Annotated in this window: 13 protein-coding genes; all 13 read left to right on the top strand. The window is 39.5% G+C overall.

What is annotated here, in order from left to right:
* The first annotated feature begins 26 nt into the window (after positions 1–26).
* The 13 genes from pcrA to EO112_RS00855 all read left to right on the top strand — a co-directional run bounded on the left by pcrA (position 27) and on the right by EO112_RS00855 (position 22,273).
* A complete protein-coding gene (gene pcrA, locus EO112_RS00915) occupies positions 27–2,210 on the top strand; it encodes a DNA helicase PcrA (RefSeq protein WP_127162508.1) in 2,184 nt (727 codons plus the stop codon).
* Between the two features lie 12 nt (positions 2,211–2,222).
* The gene (ligA, locus tag EO112_RS00910; RefSeq protein WP_127162506.1) at positions 2,223–4,211 is read left to right on the top strand and encodes an NAD-dependent DNA ligase LigA; all 1,989 of its coding nucleotides are present in this window, start codon (positions 2,223–2,225) and stop codon (positions 4,209–4,211) included.
* Positions 4,212–4,278: 67 nt separating this feature from the next.
* A complete protein-coding gene (locus EO112_RS00905; protein ID WP_127162504.1) occupies positions 4,279–4,731 on the top strand; it encodes a PaaI family thioesterase in 453 nt (150 codons plus the stop codon).
* Positions 4,732–4,748: 17 nt separating this feature from the next.
* Positions 4,749–5,771 (top strand): phenylalanine--tRNA ligase subunit alpha, encoded by a 1,023-nt coding sequence (gene pheS / locus EO112_RS00900; protein ID WP_126940243.1) that lies wholly within the window; start codon positions 4,749–4,751, stop codon positions 5,769–5,771.
* Between the two features lie 9 nt (positions 5,772–5,780).
* Entirely contained in the window at positions 5,781–8,225 is a 2,445-nt protein-coding gene (gene pheT, locus EO112_RS00895) for a phenylalanine--tRNA ligase subunit beta (RefSeq protein WP_127162502.1), read from the top strand.
* Positions 8,226–8,298: 73 nt separating this feature from the next.
* Positions 8,299–10,752: a DUF3656 domain-containing protein gene (locus tag EO112_RS00890; RefSeq protein WP_127162500.1), complete on the top strand. Its 2,454-nt coding sequence runs from the start codon at positions 8,299–8,301 to the stop codon at positions 10,750–10,752.
* Positions 10,752–13,127 carry an endonuclease MutS2 gene (locus EO112_RS00885; RefSeq protein WP_127162498.1) on the top strand — a complete coding sequence of 792 codons (2,376 nt, stop codon included), beginning with the start codon at positions 10,752–10,754 and terminating at the stop codon, positions 13,125–13,127. Before EO112_RS00890 ends, EO112_RS00885 begins: the two co-directional genes overlap by 1 nt.
* A gap of 97 nt (positions 13,128–13,224) precedes the next feature.
* On the top strand, positions 13,225–15,315 hold the full coding sequence (locus EO112_RS00880) for a penicillin-binding protein 1A (protein WP_126940247.1): 2,091 nt from the start codon (positions 13,225–13,227) through the stop codon (positions 15,313–15,315).
* A 14-nt stretch (positions 15,316–15,329) separates the two neighbouring features.
* Positions 15,330–16,538 (top strand): tyrosine--tRNA ligase, encoded by a 1,209-nt coding sequence (gene tyrS / locus EO112_RS00875; protein WP_127162496.1) that lies wholly within the window; start codon positions 15,330–15,332, stop codon positions 16,536–16,538.
* 852 nt (positions 16,539–17,390) lie between these two features.
* Positions 17,391–19,763, top strand: a complete 2,373-nt coding sequence (ppsA, locus tag EO112_RS00870; protein WP_127010364.1) for a phosphoenolpyruvate synthase — start codon at positions 17,391–17,393, stop codon at positions 19,761–19,763.
* 51 nt (positions 19,764–19,814) lie between these two features.
* Positions 19,815–20,444: a CBS domain-containing protein gene (locus EO112_RS00865; RefSeq protein WP_009354020.1), complete on the top strand. Its 630-nt coding sequence runs from the start codon at positions 19,815–19,817 to the stop codon at positions 20,442–20,444.
* Between the two features lie 8 nt (positions 20,445–20,452).
* Complete coding sequence (locus tag EO112_RS00860; RefSeq protein ID WP_062402939.1) at positions 20,453–21,271, top strand: pyruvate, water dikinase regulatory protein; 819 nt, start codon at positions 20,453–20,455, stop codon at positions 21,269–21,271.
* Between the two features lie 15 nt (positions 21,272–21,286).
* The gene (locus tag EO112_RS00855) at positions 21,287–22,273 is read left to right on the top strand and encodes a deoxyguanosinetriphosphate triphosphohydrolase (protein ID WP_127010366.1); all 987 of its coding nucleotides are present in this window, start codon (positions 21,287–21,289) and stop codon (positions 22,271–22,273) included.
* Positions 22,274–22,295: the final 22 nt, after the last annotated feature.

The raw sequence follows: 22,295 nt of genomic DNA, 5'->3' as shown, positions 1-22,295 counted from the left end.
CCCTTGTTATATGCAAGAGAGGTATTATGATATTTGACGGTTTAAATAAAGAGCAACAAGAGGCAGTATACGCAACTGAAGGGCCTCTTCTTATATTGGCTGGTGCTGGATCAGGTAAAACACGAGTGTTAACATATCGTATCGCCTATTTGTTGACACAAGGGGTAAGCCCCTATGAAATTTTAGCCATCACATTTACCAATAAAGCAGCAAAAGAAATGAAAGAACGTGTGGAAACCTTAGTAGGGGATACAGCACACCGTATTTGGCTTAGTACATTCCATTCTTTTTGTGCTAAATTTTTACGCTTTGAACTAGATTCCTTCATGGGATATAGTAAAAACTTTTCCATCTACGATTCTAGTGATTCTCAAGCAGTTATTAAACAAGCAATTAAAGCACTAAATTTAGATGATAAATATTACCCTGTAGGGGCTATGCAATCACAGATTAGCGATGCAAAAAATAGAATGAAATTAGCTAAGGATTTCCGCAGTGAAGCTCGTGACTTTTATTCACAACAAGTGTCTAAGGTGTACGATTATTATGAAGCCGAATTGCGAAAAAATAATGCTTTAGATTTTGATGATTTATTGATAGTAGCGGTTAAATTATTACAAGAAAATCCAGCCGTACTAGAAAAGTATAGTCATCGTTTCCGTTATATTATGATCGATGAGTATCAAGATACAAACCATGCACAGTATACATTAGCATCTTTATTAGCTTCTAAATGGAATAATTTATGCGTTGTAGGTGATGTGGATCAAAGTATCTATGCTTGGCGTGGTGCTGATATTCAAAATATCTTGGACTTTGAAAAAGATTATCCTAAGGCAAAGCTTATTAAATTAGAGCAAAACTACCGGTCTACGAAAACAATTTTAGAGGCGGCTAATGCGGTCATTGATTACAATGAGGGGCGCCCTGAAAAAGTACTGTGGACAGATAAAGGTGAAGGTGCCAAAATTCGTCATTTTGAAGCTCAATCTGAACAAGAAGAAGGAGCTTTCATAGGAGATACCATCAAAAAACAAAAGGAAATTCATAATCGTAGTTATGGAGAGATGGCTATTTTATATCGCACGAATGCCCAATCGCGTGTACTTGAGGAATCTATGATCAAACGCGGTATTCCTTACACTATGGTGGGGGGTACTAAGTTCTACGATCGTAAAGAAATCAAAGATATTTTGGCGTACTTGCGTATTTTAATCAATCCCTTTGATGATATCTGCTTGCAACGCATTATTAATGTGCCAAAACGTAGTATTGGATTAACTACAGTCGGTAAATTACAGGATTTTGCAAGAGAAACGAATAATTCACTATTTATGACATTGAGTCAATTGGACCAAATTCCTACTATAAAAGGTAAAACGAAAGAAAAGTTAGAAGATTTTATGGGTTTAATTTTTACCTTAGTCAACGAGGCTACAGAGCTTTCCGTACAAGGTATTATTGAGGCCGTACTAGATCGGACTGGATATGTAGTGGAACTAGAGAATAGTACAGACCCACAAGACCAAGCTCGGCTGGAAAATATTGGTGAGTTGGTGTCGGTAGCCAAAGAGTTTATGGATACAAATCCAGAAGGTACTTTACAAGACTTTCTTGAGCAAGTAGCATTGGTGAATGATGTAGATTCCTTTGAACAAGAAGAATCCAAAGTGACGTTAATGACTTTGCATGCTGCAAAGGGACTAGAGTTCCCCGTGGTATTCTTAGCTGGTTTAGAAGAAGGATTATTTCCGCATAGTCGTACCTTGATGAATCCTGAGGAAGTAGAAGAAGAACGCCGTATTGCCTACGTAGGGATTACGAGAGCCGAAGAAGAGCTATATGTATCCAATGCCACTACACGGACTGTATTTGGTAAAACTACAGGGTATTTACCATCTCGTTTTTTGAAAGAAATTCCTAGCGAACTCATGGAAGAAGTACGGACAAAACGAACTGTGAAGGAAGAATTACAACGAAATGTACCATTTCATCAATCTGTAGCGAATCGACCTGTTACAAAACCTATGATTCGAAATCCACAAGTAGTAGATTGGACTGTGGGAGATACTGCTATCCATGCTAAATGGGGTGAAGGAACTGTAGTGGATGTAGTTGGTGAAGGGGCCAATGTAAAATTAAAAATTGAGTTCCCTACACAGGGATTGCGACAAATTATGGCTAAGTTCGCTCCTATACGAAAAAAATAAGGAAATCATACAATGAGTATTCAAGAAGACATTCAACAATTACAAAAAGAATTAGCCCATCATGCGTATTTATATTATGTGAAAGATGCTCCCATTATTTCTGACTATGACTATGATGTATTATATCGAAAATTAGTAGAGTTAGAAACAGCACATCCAGAGTATATTGTGCCGACCTCTCCTACACAACGTGTGGGAGCCAAGGTGGAAGGAAGCTTTGAAAAAGTAGTACATGGACAACGAATGCTTAGCTTGAGCAATGTGTTTAATGATGCTGAAGTAGAACAATTTGGGGTGCGTTGTGAAAAAGAGTTGGGTCACGCGCCGCAATATGTAGTGGAATTAAAGATTGATGGCTTAGCGGTTAACTTACATTATGAAAATGGTCTCTTTGTACGTGCGGTCACACGTGGTGATGGTCGTGTAGGGGAAGATGTAACAGCGAATGTAAAAACCATTCAGTCTATTCCACTAATCATTGACAATGCGCCTCCTTTCATTGAAATTCGTGGAGAAGCCTATATGCCGCATAAGGAGTTCAAACGAATCAATGAAGAACGAGAAGAAGCAGGTTTGCAAACGTTTGTAAATCCTCGTAATGCCGCAGCAGGATCGTTGCGCCAACAAGACCCAGCTATTACGGCAAGCCGAAATTTAGACTTTTTTGCCTATGCGATTGGTTCATCAGAAGGATCTAACATACATACACAACAGGAATTATTAGAGCAACTCGAAGCTTTTAAATTTCATGTCAATCCTCACTATAAAGTGTGTCAATCCATAGCAGAGGTTGTGGAACATATTCATTACTGGGATGTAGAACGTCACAATTTGCCTTATGATACAGATGGTATGGTGATAAAAGTAAATGACTTTGAAGACCAAGAGACATTGGGGACCACAGCGAAGGATCCCAAATGGGCGACGGCCTTCAAGTATCCACCAGAAGAAGTGGAGACCATAGTCAAAGATATTACAATCAATGTAGGGCGTACAGGGGTGTTAACGCCGACTGCAGAATTAGAATCTGTGTTTGTGTCCGGAACGAATGTATCACGGGCAACTTTACACAATGAAGACTTTATTAAAGAAAAAGATATTCGTATTGGTGATACGGTACGTATTCATAAAGCTGCAGAAATCATTCCAGAGGTAATTTCTGTGGTAGTAGATAAACGAAAATCGAATTCTGTGCCTTATGAAATGCCCAATGCTTGCCCGGTGTGTGAATCTCCTACGGTGCGCCGTGAAGGAGAAGTGGCTATTTATTGTAGTAATGAACATTGCCCAGCGGTAGAGAAGGAAGGTATCATTCACTTTGCATCCCGTGATGCCATGAACATTGATGGATTAGGTCCTAGTATTGTAGAAGCGCTAGTGACAAATCATCGTATTGAAACGGTAGTGGACTTGTATCATTTGAAGGAAGAGGATATTACATCCTTAGAGCGAATGGGCAAAAAGTCGGCCCAAAATTTACTAAAAGCGATTGACGATTCTAAACAACGCGGCTTAGGTCGAGTGTTATTTGGACTGGGTATACGTTTAATTGGTGCAAAAGCAGGGCAAACCATTGCGAAATACTTTACTTCCATTGATAGCTTAATGAATGCCACCATAGATGAGTTGACTAATATTGATGAAATAGGACCTACCATGGCGAAAAGTTTGGTAGAATATTTTGGAAATGAACGAAATCGCCAATTGATTGAAGGGTTACGTCATGCGGGAGTACGGTTAGAAGAGGAAGTGCAAGAAGCCGTTGGCAATGAACTGGAAGGACAGATCATTGTATTGACTGGTAAGCTTACTTCCATGGGACGTTCTGAAGCAGGGGCAATCCTAGAAGCTCATGGAGCGAAGGTAACAGGTTCTGTCAGTAAAAAAACTACTTTGGTCATTGCCGGTGATGATGCAGGTAGTAAACTAACGAAAGCAGAACAATTGGGTATCCCTGTCATGGATGAACAAGGATTATTAGATTTAATCAAGGATTTCTAAGCTATCTATTGATAATGAGGTAGACTTTCCTCTATAATAAAAAGATAAGCTTAGAAAGGTTAGCTATATGGAACATAGAACATTATTAGAATACTTTCAAGAGCATACAAGTTCACATCCTTTTGAGGTGCTACATCATGTCACACTTAAGAATGTGTCACCAGGACATGTGGAACTAGATTTTCACAGTGAAGATCAATTGCACAGTAATCCACGAGGCGATGTGTATGGTGGGGTACATTTGAGTTTATCAGATTATCTAATGGGATTGGCTTGTATTACACTAGGAAAGCAAGTGACAACGGCGCAAATTAATGGTAATTTTGTGAAATCATTGCCGAAAAATGCAAGAATCCGTGGTGTATCCAATGTGGAGCACAAAGGGCAGAGTACGATGGTTACATCTTGTCGTTTGTATAATGATATGGGAGAACTTGTCTATATGGGAAGTGGAACTTTTATGGTTCTTGACGATTTGGTATTACCAGAATTGCCATGGTCGTTGTTAGATGAAGAATAGTTGGAGGATAGGAATCAATGAAAGAACAATTGCAAGCATTGCAAGAGAAAGCAATCGCCCGAATTCAAGGGGCTGCGAACTTGCAGAAATTACAAGATATTCGTGTTACCTATTTAGGTAAAAAGGGAGAAGTTACATCCTTATTAAAAGGATTGGGTAAATTATCTCCAGAAGAGCGTCCTACTATGGGGGCCTTGGTAAATACAGTGCGTGTGGCTTTGGAAGAAGCATTAGAAGCAGTACAGCAACGCATGGAATCTGCTGTGCTGGCGGCTAAAATAGAACAAGAAACCATTGATATTACCTTACCAGGCCGTCCTGTTCATAAAGGTCATTTACATCCACTGACACAAATCAATGAAGAAATTGAACAATTCTTTGTGTCCATGGGTTATGCTGTAGAAGAAGGTCCTGAAATTGAATCAGACTATTTTAACTTTGAATGCTTGAATTTAGCTGCAGATCACCCAGCACGTGATATGCAGGATTCTTTCTATATTACAGATTCCGTATTACTTCGAACTCATACATCTCCAGTGCAAGCTAGAACCTTACAACGTAGTGAAAAAAATGCACCTATCCGTATGATTGCACCGGGAAAAGTGTATCGTTGGGACTATGATGCTACACATTCTCCAGTGTTCCATCAAGTAGAAGGGCTTGTTATTGATAAGAATATTACTTTCTCTGACTTGAAAGGTACATTGGAATTGTTCTTGAAAAAAATGTTTGGTGAAGATACAGCTGTACGTTTCCGTACAAGTTTCTTTCCTTTCACAGAACCAAGCGCAGAAGTAGATATTTCTTGTTGCATGTGCCACGGTGAAGGATGCCGTGTATGTTCTCATACAGGTTGGTTAGAAATTCTTGGTTGTGGTATGGTACATCCAAACGTATTGAAATTGAATGGTTACGATCCTAATGAAGTGCAAGGTTTTGCCTTCGGCATGGGTGTAGAACGTATTGCAATGTTGAAATATGGTATTAATGATTTACGTTTATTCTATGAAAATGATAAACGTTTCTTAACGCAATTCTAGGAGGTTATCGTGAAAGCTAGTTTACAATGGATGAAAGACTATGTATCTGTGAATATCGGCGAAAATCCTCAAGAGTTTACAGATGCTTTAACACAAGCAGGGATTCCAGTAGAAGAAGTCATCAACTGTGATACAGGTATTAAAAAGATATACACAGGGAAAATTGTAGAAATTACAAAACATCCTGATGCAGATAAATTACAAGTATGTCAGGTGGAATGCCTAACAGAAGAAGGGGAGCCTGTGACGAAACAAATCGTAACAGCCGCAACCAATGTGGCAGTGGGACAAATCGTTCCTGTGGCATACCATAAATCTCGTTTAGCAGATGGTACAGAAATTAAAAAAGGTAAACTTCGTGGGCAAACATCAGAAGGCATGTTCTGTTCTGTAGCAGAATTTGGCTTATCTACAGATGTTGTATTGCCAGAAGAAGCTACTGGTATTTATATCTTCCCGGAAGGCACAGCTATTGGCCAAGATGTAAAAGAAGTGCTAGGTCTTAATGACGTAGTCTACGAATTTGAATTAACACCAAACCGTGCAGATTGTTTCTCCATGGTTGGTTTAAGCCGTGAGTTTGCCGTATTAGATAAAACAGAGGCTACATTCCCAGCTGTAACCGTACAAGAAGAGGGACCATCCATTGAGGGTCGTTTGAGTATCTCCATTGAGGATACAGAGCTATGCTCTCGTTTCATGGGACGTTTAATCGAAAATGTAACAGTTCAAAAATCTCCATTATGGTTACAAAATCGTTTGCGTAATTGCGGTATTCGTCCTATCAATAATGTGGTGGACGTAACAAATTATGTGATGTTAGAATTAGGTCAACCAATGCATGCTTACGACTATGATCATCTTCATGGACATAGTTTAGTGGCTCGTAAAGCTACAGAGGGAGAAGTGATTCAAACCTTGGATAGCAATGATCATACATTAGCAAACACTATGCTAGTTATCGCTGATACTGACCGTCCTGTAGGGGTGGCTGGTATCATGGGTGGTGCTGATAGTGAAGTATCCAATGAAACAACAACGGTTGTATTGGAAGCTGCTGTATTTAATGGAGCTTCTATTCGTCGTACCTCTCGTGCATTAGGCTTGCGCTCTGAAGCATCTGGTCGTTTTGAACGTGGTGTGAATAGCGAAGTGACACCACTAGCTTTAGATCGGGCAGCACAATTGTTGTTGGATATTACACCAGGTGCTGTAGTAGCAAAAGGTGTGATTGATGTATATGCAGCGCCAAAAGAAGTGCGGACAGTGTCTTTTACGAGTGAAGCTGTGAATTCGTATTTAGGTACTAATATTGCAGAAGAAGAGATGATTACTATCCTAACAACTTTATCCTTCGACGTGAAAGTTGATGGTGAGGCATTAGTGGCTACTATTCCATCTTGGCGTGATGATGTAACAGGCATGCCAGATATTGCAGAAGAAGTAGCACGCATTCACAACTATGATAATATTGCACCTACTACGCCATTGGCACGAATCCAAACGGGAACAGTATCTCCTATGCATGCCTTAGTACATGATGTAAAACATGCTTTGGCTGAAGCTGGTTTAGATGAAATTATTACTTTTAGTTTCATGCATAAAGATAGTTTGCAAGATTTGTTAATTCCTGAAACAGATAGCAGACATCAAGCGATTCCTATTCTAAACCCAATTTCCGAAGAGTTTCCGGTGATGCGTACTACTTTAGTACCTAGCGTCTTAGAAACAGCAAAACGCAATGTAGCTCAAAAGAATTTAGATTTAGCCGTTTTTGAAGTGGCTGCTGTGTACGAACCTAAGGCATTGCCGCTTACAGAATTACCAAACGAACGGATGATGGCAGCAGGGGTTATCCTAGGCAAATGGGATCGCCAAGAATGGAATGTACCGGCTAGAAATGTAGACTTCTATGATCTAAAAGGTATCATTGAATCTGTACTCGCTAATCTTGGTGTTGAAAATTATGCAATTAGTAGAAGTAAAGAGTATTATTTACATCCAGGTGTAAGTGCTAGTATCTCCGTAGAGGGTGTTGAAATAGTACGCTTTGGTGAATTACATCCACAAGTAGCAAGTCATTATGACATTAGTGGTAAAGCATATTTATTTGAAATGGATTTAGAAGCATTGTTACAAGTGAACCGCAAAGGAATTTCTTTCACAGCAATTTCTAAATTCCCTGGTACTAGTCGTGACTTAGCGATTGTAGCACCAAAAGATGTGCAAGCTATTGATGTGTTAGAAGTGATGAAACAAGAAGGCGGCGAATATCTTGAGAGTGTTCGTATCTTTGACGTATACGAAGGGGAACATATCCAAGAAGGATATCGTAGCTTGGCGTATACCTTGTCTTTCCGTTCTCATGAAGGTACATTAGTAGATGCTGATATTGAAGATAGAATCCAAGCGATGTTAGCAACATTAGCAGACAAAGGTTGCACTTTACGATAATACGTAAATCCTACGGGATGTAACAATCGGTCATCTCTCTTATGGGATGACCGATTTATTATAAGGAGTTGTGATGGAATTATTAGCCCCAGCAGGGACAATGGAAAACTTTATGGCCGCCCTTGAAGCAGGGGCTGATGCCATTTATTTAGGCGGTAAGGTCTTTAATGCGCGATCTCATGCAGGAAATTTTGACTATGATGAATTGCGTGAGGCTTTGCGATTAGCCCATATATTACAGGTGGGTATCTATGTAACGGTGAATATCTTGGTAGGTGACCGTGAAAGTAAAGCCTTAGCAGAGCATCTACGGGAGCTAGAATGCATTGGTGTAGACGGCATTATTGTGCAAGATCTTGGTGTTGCAAGAATAGCGCGTCAAGTAGCGCCTACCTTAGAGCTTCATGGTAGTACACAAATGACAGCTACTAATTTGGAGACTGTACAATTTTTAGAACGATTGGGGTTTACTCGAGTTGTCTTATCTAGAGAATTGAGCTTAGATGAAATTCGTCATATTTGTAAACATGCGAAGGCTGAAATTGAAGTGTTTATTCATGGAGCGCTTTGTATTTCCTACTCTGGACAATGTTTGATGAGTAGTTTCATTGGTGGACGTAGTGGCAACCGTGGGTCTTGTGCCCAACCATGTCGCTTGCCATACCAATTGGTTACTTTAGATGGTGAACAAATTACTCATGATAAAGAGACCTATATCATGAGCCCTAAGGACTTAAACTATAGTGCGTATATGAAAGAGCTCATTGAAGCAGGTGTAGCTTCATTCAAAGTAGAAGGACGCATGAAAAAGGTATCCTATGTGCATGAAGTCATCGGTACGTATCGGACTATCATCGATAGATCTGGACAAGCCACAGAGGCAGATTTTACTCGCTTAGAAGAAGGATTTAATCGTGGGTTCTCTACGGCTTATTTAGAAAATAATGGTTCCAAGTCTATGATGACCATCAGTGCGCCTAACCATTTAGGGAAATACTTGGGAGAAGGACAGGTTAAAGGCCGTACGTTATCCTTGCGCACTAAGGAGGCTGTGGCGGAAGGTGACTTGCTGAAAGTCATTGCCCATACGGGAGATGTGCACTATATTACGGTGACGGCGGATATGACTTCCGATCGTGATATGTATCGGATTCCACTTACGGAAAGTATTAGTGCAGGCAAGGTCTATCGTGCCAGTCAAGGGGGATATACGAAACAACGAGGCTTAAAAGATTTTACTCGTAAATACAAATCCTATATGTTTTTAGATGGCGAAGAAGGTAGGACTGTGTCATTGACGATGATGTTAGCTTCTGGTCAAACGGTAACCGTCACTGATGAATATGTATTACAAATGGCTAATCACAAACCTACTTCTGTGGAGAAAATTACGGAACAATTAGGTCGGTTAGGGAATACTCTATTTGAGTTAGATCATGTGACAGTTCCAGAAGGTTCTTTCATGTGGCCTAGCAGTGTCTTAAATAGTCTTCGTAGAAATGCTGTGGAGGCTATGGAAGAATTGCTAATAGAACAATACGTGGCATCATGGGAAGCACGTAAAGCGAACTTGCCCACAGGGATGGAATTATTAGGAGACATGACAAAAACAGTAGGACAGGTGTTAGGATTTACACAGGCGCATACCCTAGAATCTAATACAAAACAATTAGAAATCTTAGTGGATTCCTTAGAAGGTCTGCAGCAGGCAATCATGACGCCAGTAGACCGTATTGTGTTTGGCGATCCATTACACAGAATCCCAGTAGCATATCCTGTATATGAAGAAGCTGTACAAATGTGTCGTGAGGCTAACAAAGAAATTATATTTAGTACCCCAAGGGTGATTAAGGATAATGAAAGTATAGCCTTTAGGGATATGGTAGCCCATATGGTACAAGCCAATCCAGATGGGATTCGAGTACATTTCTTGGGGGCTTTGGAAATATTACATCAACTGGGATATACAGGTGTGGTGGAAGGTGATACAGGATTGCAAATCTTTAACTCTCACACCTTGGGCATACTTAATGACTTAGGATTTAGTACTGTCAATGTGTCCTTAGAGGCTACCTTACATCAAATGAATACGATGGCAAGTAAAAATATTATGCCTATTGGAGCTATTGTGCAAGGCCGTGTAGAATTGATGATTTCTGAGTATTGTCCTATCAGCAGTTTTGCCGGTACAGGTTATAAACGAGGTTGTCCTGTGGTGTGTACGAAACAAGACTATGCTTTGCAGGATAGAAAGGGTGAACTATTTCCAATTTATACAGATCCATTCTGTCGTACCCATATTATGAATAGCCGTGAGTTAGATATGAAAAGCTATATCGATGACTTACGACGTTCTAGGTTACAACGTCTAGTCCTTGACGGAAGACAACGAAGTCCTAAATGGATTGCTAAAGAGGTGAGTATGTATCGTCAATTACTAGAGGGGGCTGTGGAAGCACCGAGCAAAGAAGGAGCTACTCATATCACACGGGGACATTTTTTTAAAGGAATATTAGGGGAATCATAATGAATAGTGAACAAGTCTTAGACTTTCAACATATACGGCAAAAGCTGGCAGATGTGTGTTCCTCTGCCATAGCTAAAGAATATGCACTGAATTTGCAACCTATGCACAACCGTCAAAAAATTGAAGATGCCCTAGATGAAACCGTGGAAGCTATGCGCTCCTTAGAGCAAGAAGTGGAGCAACCCATCAGTGGCACGAAAGATATTCGTACAACTTGTACGAAAAGTCGTAAAGAAATTATTTTGACTCGTGAAGAGCTTTGGGACTTGCATACTACTATCTTGGCATATAATCGGATGCATCGTTTTTTTAAAGAAAAGTATCTGCTCTACCCATTATTATCTTTGTGGGTACAGGATTTGCCAAGTCATGATAAGCTGACCAAGCGCTTTGAACGAACTTTTGATGCCTATGGTGTGTTACTGGATGGCGCTACACCTAAACTACAACAGTTGCGAATGACCATGAGTCGTACAAAGAATGCTATTAAAAATGATTTACAGCGAATATTACAGGATAAGGATAATCAAAAATACTTTCAAGAAGCTATCGTTACTATGCGTAATAATCGTTACGTCATTCCTGTAAAACAAGAATATCGAGGAGCATTTCCTGGTCTTATTCATGATAGATCTGCTACAGGTGCCACTTTATATATTGAGCCGATGCGGTTGGTAGACTTAAATAATGAATTACAAGAAGCTATCTTGGCAGAAGAACAAGAAGTACTTCGTATTTACAAAGAATTAACAGAGTTGGTACGAACTCATGCAGACACATTATTAGATGCATGTAAACGTGTATCCCATGTAGAATTTGTCTATGGAAAAGCAGAATTAGCCATACGGATGAAAGCTGTCCGTGCCATCATTAGTCAAGGTCGAGAAGTGAACTTACTACAAGCGCGTCATCCTATGCTAGCTCCGAATGTGGTAGTTCCTACTACCATCACTTTAGGGACGAAGTATCGTATTTTGTTGATTACAGGTTCCAATACTGGTGGTAAAACAGTGTCTCTAAAAACATTGGGATTGTTGGCGTTAATGAATCAAAGTGGCTTATGTATTCCAGCTGACAGCGGATCTGCTTTACCAATCTTTCACCATATCTATGCAGATATTGGAGATGAACAAAGCATTGAAGCCAGTTTGAGTACATTCTCTGCCCATATGTCGCAGGTAATTCGGATACTGAAAAAGGTAGGACCAAATGATTTAGTATTACTAGATGAATTAGGTTCTGGTACGGATCCAGAAGAAGGAAGTGCCTTAGGGATTGCAATCATTGAATACTTCCGTAAAAAAGGAGCACTCATGATGGTGAGCACGCATTATAATGAGTTGAAAACCTATGCGTATCAAACGGAAGGTATTGAAAATGCTCATGTGGAGTTCGATGAACGTACATTGCGACCAACCTACAGATTACATATTGGTGTAGCAGGTAGTTCACATGCACTTAGCATTGCAGCACGCTTAGGATTACCGCAAGATGTGGTGGACTTAGCTCGCAAACAATGGGAACTGAATGGACGTAGTGCTATGGAAGATATGCTTCGTGACTTAAATCAAGAGCTTAGAAAAACGCAAGAACGGGAACGAGCTTTGAAAAAAGAACAAGAAGAAGTGCGCCGTATGCGTACCCAAGTGATGCGTGATAAAAAAGCATTACAAGATAAGAAAAAGGTCATCTTAGAAAAAGCTCGAGAAGAAGCGCAAAATATGAAACGATCTGTTCGTATTGAAAGTGAACAAATCATTAAAGAGTTAAAAGGTTCTTTTAATGAAACGGACAAGCAAAAACGTCAGGATGCTATATCTAAAGCTAGAAAAGGCGTATCCAATGTAGCTGTTCCAACAGGGACTATTGAAAAACGAGATCCTTTAGATGTGACTAAGGTAAAAGTAGGCGATGTTGTGTTCCTAGATAACTTACAATCTTTAGGCACTATATTGGCTATTCAAGGAAAACGGATTCAAGTTGACATGAATGGACTGACAGTGACTGTGAAAGAAAAGGATTTATTAGCAGCCACTCGTGAGGAAGCCAGTGCCTTATTGCGTAAAGAAAATCCTGTACCTATGTCCAATCGTCAGCGGAAACGATCTGGTATGGCGGTCATTCGTCAACAACAAGCTTCTACTGAGTTAAATATTATTGGTAGAACTGTGGATGAAGCTATTGTAGAAGTAGGAAGATTCATTGACCAAGCTATACTAGCTGGATTAAATTCGGTGCGTATTGTTCATGGTAAAGGAACGGGAGCTTTACGGTCTGGAGTTCATGATTATTTAAGGACCTTGCCAGGTATTAAAAGTTATGACCTAGCTAGTTTAGATGAAGGTGGTGCAGGAGCGACGATTGTAATCCTATAAATGAATCCTTTATGGAATTCTAATTTGTGCAAAAATCTGCAATAGAGTATAATTAAGGGAGTTCTATAGGAAATAATGAGCTTTAGAGAGGTGACGTATGAATCCTAGTTCATCAAGACCCATTCCTCCTAGGAGACGGGTAGTGCAAAAGAAACCGATAAAGAAAAAATCATCTTGGAAACGTTCTTTTTGGATTTTCTTTATCTTATTTATATTGATTGTAGCAGGTGCAGGTTGTGGATTTTTAGGTGCCACTATGTCTTCTTTACCGGACGTGGCTAATGTAAAACCAGCAGCATCTTCACAAATATATGATGCGAATGGTGATTTAATTACTACAGTCCATTCAGAAGAAAATCGATTACCTGTGAAGTTGTCAGAAGTTCCAAAAAACCTTCAGAATGCTTTTATTGCTACAGAAGATAATCGTTTCTATAGCCATCATGGTATCGATCCTATTGGTATCTTACGCGCTGTATGGGTAAATATTATTCATGACGGTGTTGCAGAAGGTGGATCTACGATTACGCAACAGTTAGCACGAAATGCTTTCTTAACACAGGATCGTACCTTTAAACGTAAGATTATGGAAGCTTTATTGGCGTTGCGTATTGAACAACACTATACAAAACAAGAAATTTTAGAAATGTACATGAACCAAATTTATTTTGGTCAAGGTGCATATGGTGTACAAACAGCGTCTCATGTATACTTTGATAAAGATGTGCAGGACCTGTCATTAGCGCAGATGGCAATTTTAGCGGGCTTACCGCAAAGTCCAAATTATTATTCTCCATTTAATAATCTAAAAGCAGCTAAAGCGCGTCAGGCTGTTGTATTGGGACAGATGGTGAAATATGATTATCTATCAGCTGATCAAGCAGAAGAAGCCAAAAATGCGGACTTACACTTGCTAGATAAACCAAAATCTTCTAATGGATATGGCAGAATGAGTTACTTTGTAGATTATGTTATTAATGAAGTATCGGAACGATATGGTGATAATGCAATTTATAAAGAAGGTATGAAAATTTATACTACCATTGATATGAAGGCACAAAGGGCTGCTGAACAGGCTATGGAAAACTTACCAAATTATTATACGGATGAAAATGGCTTACAGCAGCCACAAGGGGCATTGATTTCTATTAATCCTCATAATGGTCATATCGTAGCTATGGTGGGTGGACGTGGTACAGATTCCTTTAATCGTACTACTATGGCGGTACGTCAACCTGGCTCAGCCTTTAAGCCATTTGTATATCTGGCAGCTTTGAAAAATGGAGATACTCCAGGTACAGTATATGTAGATAAACCATCTGAATTTAATGGCTGGAAGCCTCAAAACTATTCTCGTAGACATTCAGGCGCTATGACAATGCGTAATGCAGTAGCTCACTCTAATAACGTAGTAGCTGTATTAGCAGCAGATAAGGTGGGTATGTCAAATGTGTTGGACCTAGCTGAGAAAATGGGGATTTCTACATTAGATAAACATGGTGATGATAACTTAGCTGTTGCATTAGGTGGTTTGACAAAAGGTGTGACACCTATGGATATGGCGGTAGCCTACGGGGTGCTTGCCAATAATGGTGTGAAAGTTAAGCCTGTAGCTATTACGAAAATTATAGATCGTAATGGTAATATTGTAGAGGAAGGTTCTGTTGAGGAAACTCGTGTTGTAGAGCCAAAATATGCATATATGATGACAAATATGCTTGAATCTGTAATTAAATTTGGTACAGGTGGTAATGCTTATTTTGGTCGTCCAGTAGCAGGTAAAACTGGTACTACCGATGAAGAAAAAGATGCTTGGTTTGCAGGTTATACGCCTGATTTAGTGACAGTGGTTTGGATGGGTGATGATAGTGGATCTGAAACTTTACATGGTACCACAGGTGGTCAAACACCAGCTATCATCTGGAGACAATACATGCAAGCAGCTTTAGCAGATACTCCAGCATCTAACTTTACAGTGCCAGAGGGGGTAGGTCCTGAAGCTTATGCAGGCAATACAAACCCAGCTACAGATAAGAAAAAAGATGAGAAAGACAAAAAAGATAAAAAAGATGGAGATGTAGAGGAGGATACTAGTACAACATCCAATGATGAAAGCCCATCTAAATCTAAAAGTAATAAAGGGAAGGAGCCCGTTGTTGCTCCTAGATCATCTAAAAATTCACAGTAACATAGGAGATAATCATGATTAGTGCAGCAGAACAGTTTCGCCTCATTTCCCATGGGGTAGCTGATCTTTTACCAGAAGATGAATTTAAAAAGAAATTAGAAAAATCCGTGGCAACAAATACGCCATTGATTGTCAAATTAGGATTAGATCCAACAGCTCCAGATATTCATTTGGGCCATACTGTTGTTTTGCGTAAGCTTAAATTATTCCAAGATTTTGGACATAAAGTTATCATTTTAATTGGTGACTTTACAGCTCGTATTGGTGATCCAACTGGTAAAAGCGTAACTCGTCCACCGTTGACCGAAGAACAAGTGATTACTAATGCGAAAACATACCAAGAGCAAATTTTTAAAGTCTTAGACCCTGAAAAAACAGAAGTTCGTTTCAATAGTGAATGGTTAAGCAAATTGGATTTTGCGGATGTATTGAAGTTAGCCTCCAAATATACAGTAGCTCGTATGTTGGAGCGAGATGATTTCCACAAACGATATACAGAAGGTCGTCCTATTAGTATTCATGAGTTCATGTATCCATTGATGCAAGGTTACGATTCTATTGCTTTGAAAGCTGATGTGGAATTTGGTGGTACTGACCAAACATTCAACCTGTTAATGGGACGCCATTTACAAGGCGAAGAGGGGATGTCCGAGCAAACCATTATTACAATGCCAATTTTAGAAGGCCTTGATGGGGTTCAGAAAATGAGTAAGTCTCTTGGCAACTACATTGGTATTAGTGAAGCTCCATCTGAAATGTATGGTAAAGCGATGTCTATCCCAGATGAGTTGATGATGCGTTATTTTATGTTGGTGACAGACATGAGTATTGAAGAACAAGAACAACTTAGTAAGGATTTAGAGTCTGGTGCAGCCCATCCTAGAGATGTAAAAATGAAATTGGCTCATACTATCGTTCGTCTATATCATGGAGAAGAAGCTGCCAATTTTGGACAAAATGAGTTTGTGCGTGTGTTCCAAAAACATGCGATGCCAACAGATATTCCAGAATATAAAGTGGCAATCACAGAAGAACCTGTGTTTGTACCACAGTTATTATCTGATGCAGGCTTAACAGCAAGTAATGGGGAAGCAAGACGATCTATTAAAGCTGGAGCCTTTAAAATTGATGGTGAAAAGTGCAACGAAGAACATATTCTATTGAAAGACGGTATGGTATTGCAAGTTGGGAAACGGAAATTCATTAAAATCGTCTCTTGTTAGTCTATGTAGGCTGTGGCGTTTTTAACTAAATAAGATAAAGGGAAGACCGTAACACACCCCTTCTCAAACTATACAGTGGTTATGTTTGTTCAGGGGTATGTTACGGTCTTCTTGTGTTTGAGTGATTTAGGTAGTAAAAGACGCCACAAGGCTACTACATCTAACTGCGTTCCTCTGAGGTTTTAGAGCACGGCACATTCCTTCGTAAGCTATACAGTGGTTATGTTTGTTCAGGAACATGTGGTGCTCTTTTTGCGTTTGTGTGAGTTAGGTAGTAAAGGGCCGCCACAAGGCTACTACGTCTAACTGCGTTCCTCTGGTGTTCTTATTGTATTTTGGGTGTGAATCATCTCTTCCTATTATGGGAGGAGGTGGTACTATGAAAAAATTTAGAAATATGTATAGATTATTTTTAATCTTAAAATTAATAGTACATCTCATTGATTTATTTAAATAATTAATGAAAAGCCTAACGTATAAGATAAGTACCGCTAATACTTATACACGTTAGGCTATCCATTTTGAAAGTTTTAAGATGAGCCTAACGCCAGCTACACGTTGATGGCTCTTCTTTTGTTATCTTAATTATAGCACAGTTAGTAGGTGTATTACAAATATCACTTGTTTCCCTATGTAGCCTGTGGTGTTTGTAACTGAATAGGGCAAATGGAAGAGCATCCTATAAGGGTGCTTTTTTATTTAAAATTACATTATTATGATGTATCTTTTATTAAAATGGGGCTTAATTTACAACTTACTTTTGATTCTAATCCTAATAATGCTTGACTATTTATTATATGTGTTGTACTATATACTTAAATTATGAATACTATTTGTGATGGAGGGATAATCATGAGTCGTGATACTGCATATGTTCTTTGGTTTGATGAATTGCATCGTGAGGATGTGGATATTGTTGGTGGTAAGTCTTCTTCTTTAGGAGAAATGACTTCTTCTACGAATGTACCTGTTCCTTATGGATATGCTACAACAGCCCATGGCTATCGTTATTTCATGGAAGAAACTGGTTTAGTAGATCGAATTAAAGCTAAACTAGAAGAGTTACATGATGTGGAAAACTCTGCTTTGTTACGTAAGGTGACTGCAGAAGTGCGTCAAATGATTATGGATGAGGAAATGCCAGCTCCATTAGCTGAGGCTATTCGTGAAGGCTATGAAGAGTTAGCACGTAAAGTAGGGGAAGAAAATCCATTTGTAGCGGTACGATCTAGTGCCACTGCAGAGGACTTGCCAGATGCTAGTTTTGCAGGTCAACAAGATACGTACTTAAATGTTCGTGGCGCAGATATGATTATTGCTAAAGTAAAAGAATGCTATGCATCTACTTTTACTGACCGTGCTACCTACTATCGTGTAAAACAAGGTTTCGATCATATGACAGTAGCCTTGTCAGCAGCCATCCAAATGATGGTATACTCCAAAGCTGCAGGCGTTATGTTCTCTGTGAATATTATGAATGGTGATGACAAATCCATTATTATCGAAGGATCTTGGGGTCTTGGTGAGTATGTAGTGCAAGGTACAGTAACACCAGATAATTTCACTGTAGATAAAGGGACGATGCAAATTACAGATCGTATGATTAACGATAAAAATCTTGCATTAGTACGTAAACCAGAAGGGGATTGCGTTGAAATTCAAATTCCTGAAGACCAAGCTCGTCAACAAGTTATCACAGACGAACAAGTTATCGAATTAGCAACTTATGCAAAAGCAATTGAAAAACATTATGGTTGCTATATGGATATGGAATGGGGCATCGATGAGCGCGATGGAAAAGTATGGATTTTACAAGCCCGTCCAGAAACTGTATTCTCTCAAAAGAAAGAAAAAGAAGAAACTGTAGTGGAAGCGACTACAACAGAACGTAAGATTGTTGTAAAAGGTCTTCCTGCGAGCCCTGGTAAAGCAGCAGGTCGTGCCCATGTCATCGAAAATCCAGAAGATATCGATGATTTTAAAGAAGGAGAAATCCTTGTTACTACTATGACTGCTCCTGACTGGGTACCGGCGATGAAAAAAGCTAAAGCTATTGTCACAGATGCTGGTGGTATGACTTGTCATGCGTCTATCGTAAGCCGTGAGTTGGGTATTCCATGTATTGTAGGTACCAAATCTCGTAGTGAAGAGGCAACGAAAACCATTTCTGATGGTCAAATGATTACTGTAGATGCTACCAATGGTATTGTCTATGATGGAATTTTAGAAGAGGCTACCAAAAAAGTAGAACCGGCAGCAGAAGCTCGCTATGTAGAGCCAACACCGATTACAGCCACTAAAATCTACATGAACTTAGGCGATCCAGACTTGGCTGAAAAATATGGTGTATTACCTTGTGATGGTATTGGTTTGATGCGTGAGGAATTCATTTGGACTACATTTATTCATGAACACCCAATGCATTTAATCGAAACAGGTCGTCGTGATTTTGCCATCGATACATTAGCCGAAGGTATGCGTAAAGTATGTGCAGCCTTAGCCCCTCGACAAGTTGTATTGCGTTTGAGTGACTTCAAATCTAGCGAATACCGTGATTTAAATGGTGGTGATAAATACGAGCCAGAAGAATCTAGCGCGTTACTTGGATTCCGTGGCGCTTCTCGCTACTATGATGAACGCTATGCACCAGCGTTCTTGTTAGAATTAGAAGCTATTAAAAAAGTACGCAATGAATTCGGTTTTAAAAACTTGCAAGTTATGATTCCATTCTGTCGTACTGTGAAGGAAGCAGCAGAAGTAACTCGTATTATGGCAGAACACGGCTTACAACGTAATGCAGACTTCAAAGTATGGTTGATGGCTGAAATCCCTGCGAACATTATCTTGGCGGATCAATTCAATCAATATGTAGATGGTTACTCTATCGGTTCCAATGACTTAACGATGCTTGTATTAGGCTGTGATCGTGATAATGAAACTGTACAACATATTTATGATGAAAGAAACTTGGCTGTAAAACGTGCTATTAAACATTTAATTGAAACAGCACACAAAGATGGCAAAACAGTATCCATCTGTGGACAAGCACCAAGTGTGTATCCAGAGTTCTGTGAGTTCTTAGTAAAACATGGTATTGATTCTATTTCTGTAAATCCAGATGCTGTGGTGTCTACGAAAAAAATGGTGGCACAATTAGAACAACGCATTATGTTAGATGCTTTGACAGGCAAAGGTCGTCAAAATACAGAAGCTTTAGATTGGTAATAGATGAGGAGGCTCTGGAAGGAGCCTCCTTTTTCATAGAAAGGTAATAATATGAATCTTTCAAAACGACAAGAATCGATTGTACAAATTGTACAACAAGAAGGGCCTATCACTGGTAAAGCGATCGCTACAAAATTGGACTTAACGAGGTCAGCGTTGCGATCAGATTTAACGGTACTGACAATGATGGGTATTTTAGATGCACGGCCAAAGGTAGGGTATTACTATGTTGGTAAAGTGGCAAATAATCCCTTAGCGGCTGAGATTAATAGTTTCACAGTGGCACAAGTTATGTCCAGTGTGGTAGCAGTCAGTTCCACAGCATCTGTGTATGACACAATTGTTACCATGTTCACAGAAGATGTAGGAACTATCTTAATCTGTGATGATGGTATATTAAAAGGCGTGGTTTCTCGTAAAGATTTATTGCGTGCCTCTCTTGGTGGGTCTGATTTAAATACTATGCCTATTTCCATGATCATGACACCTACTAGTAAAGTCGTAGTGGCATATCCCGATATGCCTGTTGTGGAAGCAGTAGAACGGATGATTGATTTTGAAATCGATTGCGTACCGGTAGTAGATAAGGTATTATTAGAGACAAGTAAAGAATATCGTGTAGTAGGTCGTATTTCTAAAACCACAGTGACCCGTTTATTTTGGGACTGTGGAAAACGATAGGAGTAATTATGGCTAAAATTATTTATGCAATTTCTGACTCCCTAGGAGAAACAGCTGAATCAGTGGCACGTGCTACGGCAAGTCAATATGATAAGGAAACGATTGATATCGTTCGTGTGCCCTATATTAATGATGAATTACAAATAAATGAAGTGGTAAAAGAAGCTGCTACCGGCGGACATGTGATCTGTCATACCATTGTATCACCAGCATTGCGGTCTTATTTAGATACAGCTTGTAAAGCACAGGGTGTGCAAGCCGTAGATATTATGGGCCCTGTTATGGATGCAGTAGGAACTATGACAGATACAGAGCCTAGATTAGCACCTGGTATGATTCATAAACTAGACCAAGAATATTTCAAAAAGGTAGAGGCTATTGAATTTGCCGTGAAATACGACGATGGTAAAAATCCAAAAGGCTTTGAAAAAGCAGATATTGTCATTATTGGTATTTCTCGTACTAGTAAGACACCATTATCTATGTTCTTAGCCTATAAAAAAATAAAAGCAGCCAATTTACCATTGGTACCAGAAGTACCGTTACCAGAAGAATTGTTCCAAATTCCAGGGCGCAAGATTGTGGGGTTAATTATTGATCCTTTCAAATTGAACAATATTCGTGAAGAACGTCTTCGTACCATGGGACTACATGCGGACGCTAATTATGCGAATGTAAGCCGTATTGAAGAAGAGTTAAATTATGCAAAAACTGTGATGAGACGGTTGCATTGTCCAGTACTTGATGTAACTAATAAATCTATCGAAGAAACAGCTGGTATGGTGATGCAAATCATTCAAAAAAATCGTGTCATGGATACACGCTAAGCTAGGAGGTGTCATATGAGTATTCGTGAAATGCTAGAAGAACGAGAATATACTATGTTAAGTCCTTATGCGGCTAAAAGTAGAGAATCTGTAAGAGATCGTAGGGAAGAGCCTGATCCATATCGGACGGATTTTCAACGAGATCGAGATCGTATTTTACATAGCAAATGTTTCCGTCGATTAAAACATAAAACACAAGTATATATTGCTCCAGGGGACCATTATCGGACTCGTATGACACATACCTTAGAAGTGGGACAGATTGGACGTACCATTGCACGGGCGTTGCGGTTGAATGAAGATTTGACAGAGGCTATCGCTATGGGGCATGATGTGGGACATACACCATTTGGACATGTGGGGGAATACGCCCTTCGTGATATGGTAGGTCATTTCAATCATAATGAGCAAAGCTTGCGCATGGTGGAAAGTATAGAAAAGGATGGACAAGGTCTTAACCTAACAACTGCTGTTCGTGATGGTATTTTAGGGCATACAGGCTCTCATATGCCTCTTACCTTGGAAGGGCAGATTATACGCACTGCTGATCGTATCGCCTATTTGTGTCATGATTTTGATGATGCGTTGCGAGCACATATGCTCAGGGTGAATGATTTACCGAAAGAAGTGGTACAGGTCTTCGGAGATACCCATTCCAAAATGATTACTGCCATGGTCACAGATATGGTGACATCCTCTATGGATCAACCGGTGATTTCTATGTCAGAACGTGGTGTGGAAACTATGAATATTTTCCGTCGTTTTATGTTTGAACGTGTCTATCGGGCACCGTCGTTAATTCCAGATCGGAATAAAGGTGACTATGTGGTAAAACACTTATTTATGTACTATAAAGAACATCCCGAGGCGATTCGCCATGAAATCCATCATGACAATCCCATTACAGACCAAGATATTGTGGACTATGTGGCGGGTCTGACAGATAACTATGCGATAAAACTATTTACTGAGTATTATATTCCTAAAGTATGGGATAATTAATCTGCTTTCAAAGAAATGCTGC

It is taken from the genome of Veillonella sp. VA141, from assembly GCF_003992175.1.
In the GTDB taxonomy this organism is placed as follows: domain Bacteria; phylum Bacillota; class Negativicutes; order Veillonellales; family Veillonellaceae; genus F0422.
This window is presented reverse-complemented; position numbering and strand designations above follow the sequence as displayed.

Coding starts and splice junctions, on each gene's coding strand:
- pcrA (WP_127162508.1), top strand. CDS start 27: ATGATATTTGACGGTTTAAATAAAGAGCAACAAGAGGCAGTATACGCA.
- ligA (WP_127162506.1), top strand. CDS start 2,223: ATGAGTATTCAAGAAGACATTCAACAATTACAAAAAGAATTAGCCCAT.
- EO112_RS00905 (WP_127162504.1), top strand. CDS start 4,279: ATGGAACATAGAACATTATTAGAATACTTTCAAGAGCATACAAGTTCA.
- pheS (WP_126940243.1), top strand. CDS start 4,749: ATGAAAGAACAATTGCAAGCATTGCAAGAGAAAGCAATCGCCCGAATT.
- EO112_RS00890 (WP_127162500.1), top strand. CDS start 8,299: ATGGAATTATTAGCCCCAGCAGGGACAATGGAAAACTTTATGGCCGCC.
- EO112_RS00885 (WP_127162498.1), top strand. CDS start 10,752: ATGAATAGTGAACAAGTCTTAGACTTTCAACATATACGGCAAAAGCTG.
- EO112_RS00880 (WP_126940247.1), top strand. CDS start 13,225: ATGAATCCTAGTTCATCAAGACCCATTCCTCCTAGGAGACGGGTAGTG.
- tyrS (WP_127162496.1), top strand. CDS start 15,330: ATGATTAGTGCAGCAGAACAGTTTCGCCTCATTTCCCATGGGGTAGCT.
- ppsA (WP_127010364.1), top strand. CDS start 17,391: ATGAGTCGTGATACTGCATATGTTCTTTGGTTTGATGAATTGCATCGT.
- EO112_RS00865 (WP_009354020.1), top strand. CDS start 19,815: ATGAATCTTTCAAAACGACAAGAATCGATTGTACAAATTGTACAACAA.
- EO112_RS00860 (WP_062402939.1), top strand. CDS start 20,453: ATGGCTAAAATTATTTATGCAATTTCTGACTCCCTAGGAGAAACAGCT.
- EO112_RS00855 (WP_127010366.1), top strand. CDS start 21,287: ATGAGTATTCGTGAAATGCTAGAAGAACGAGAATATACTATGTTAAGT.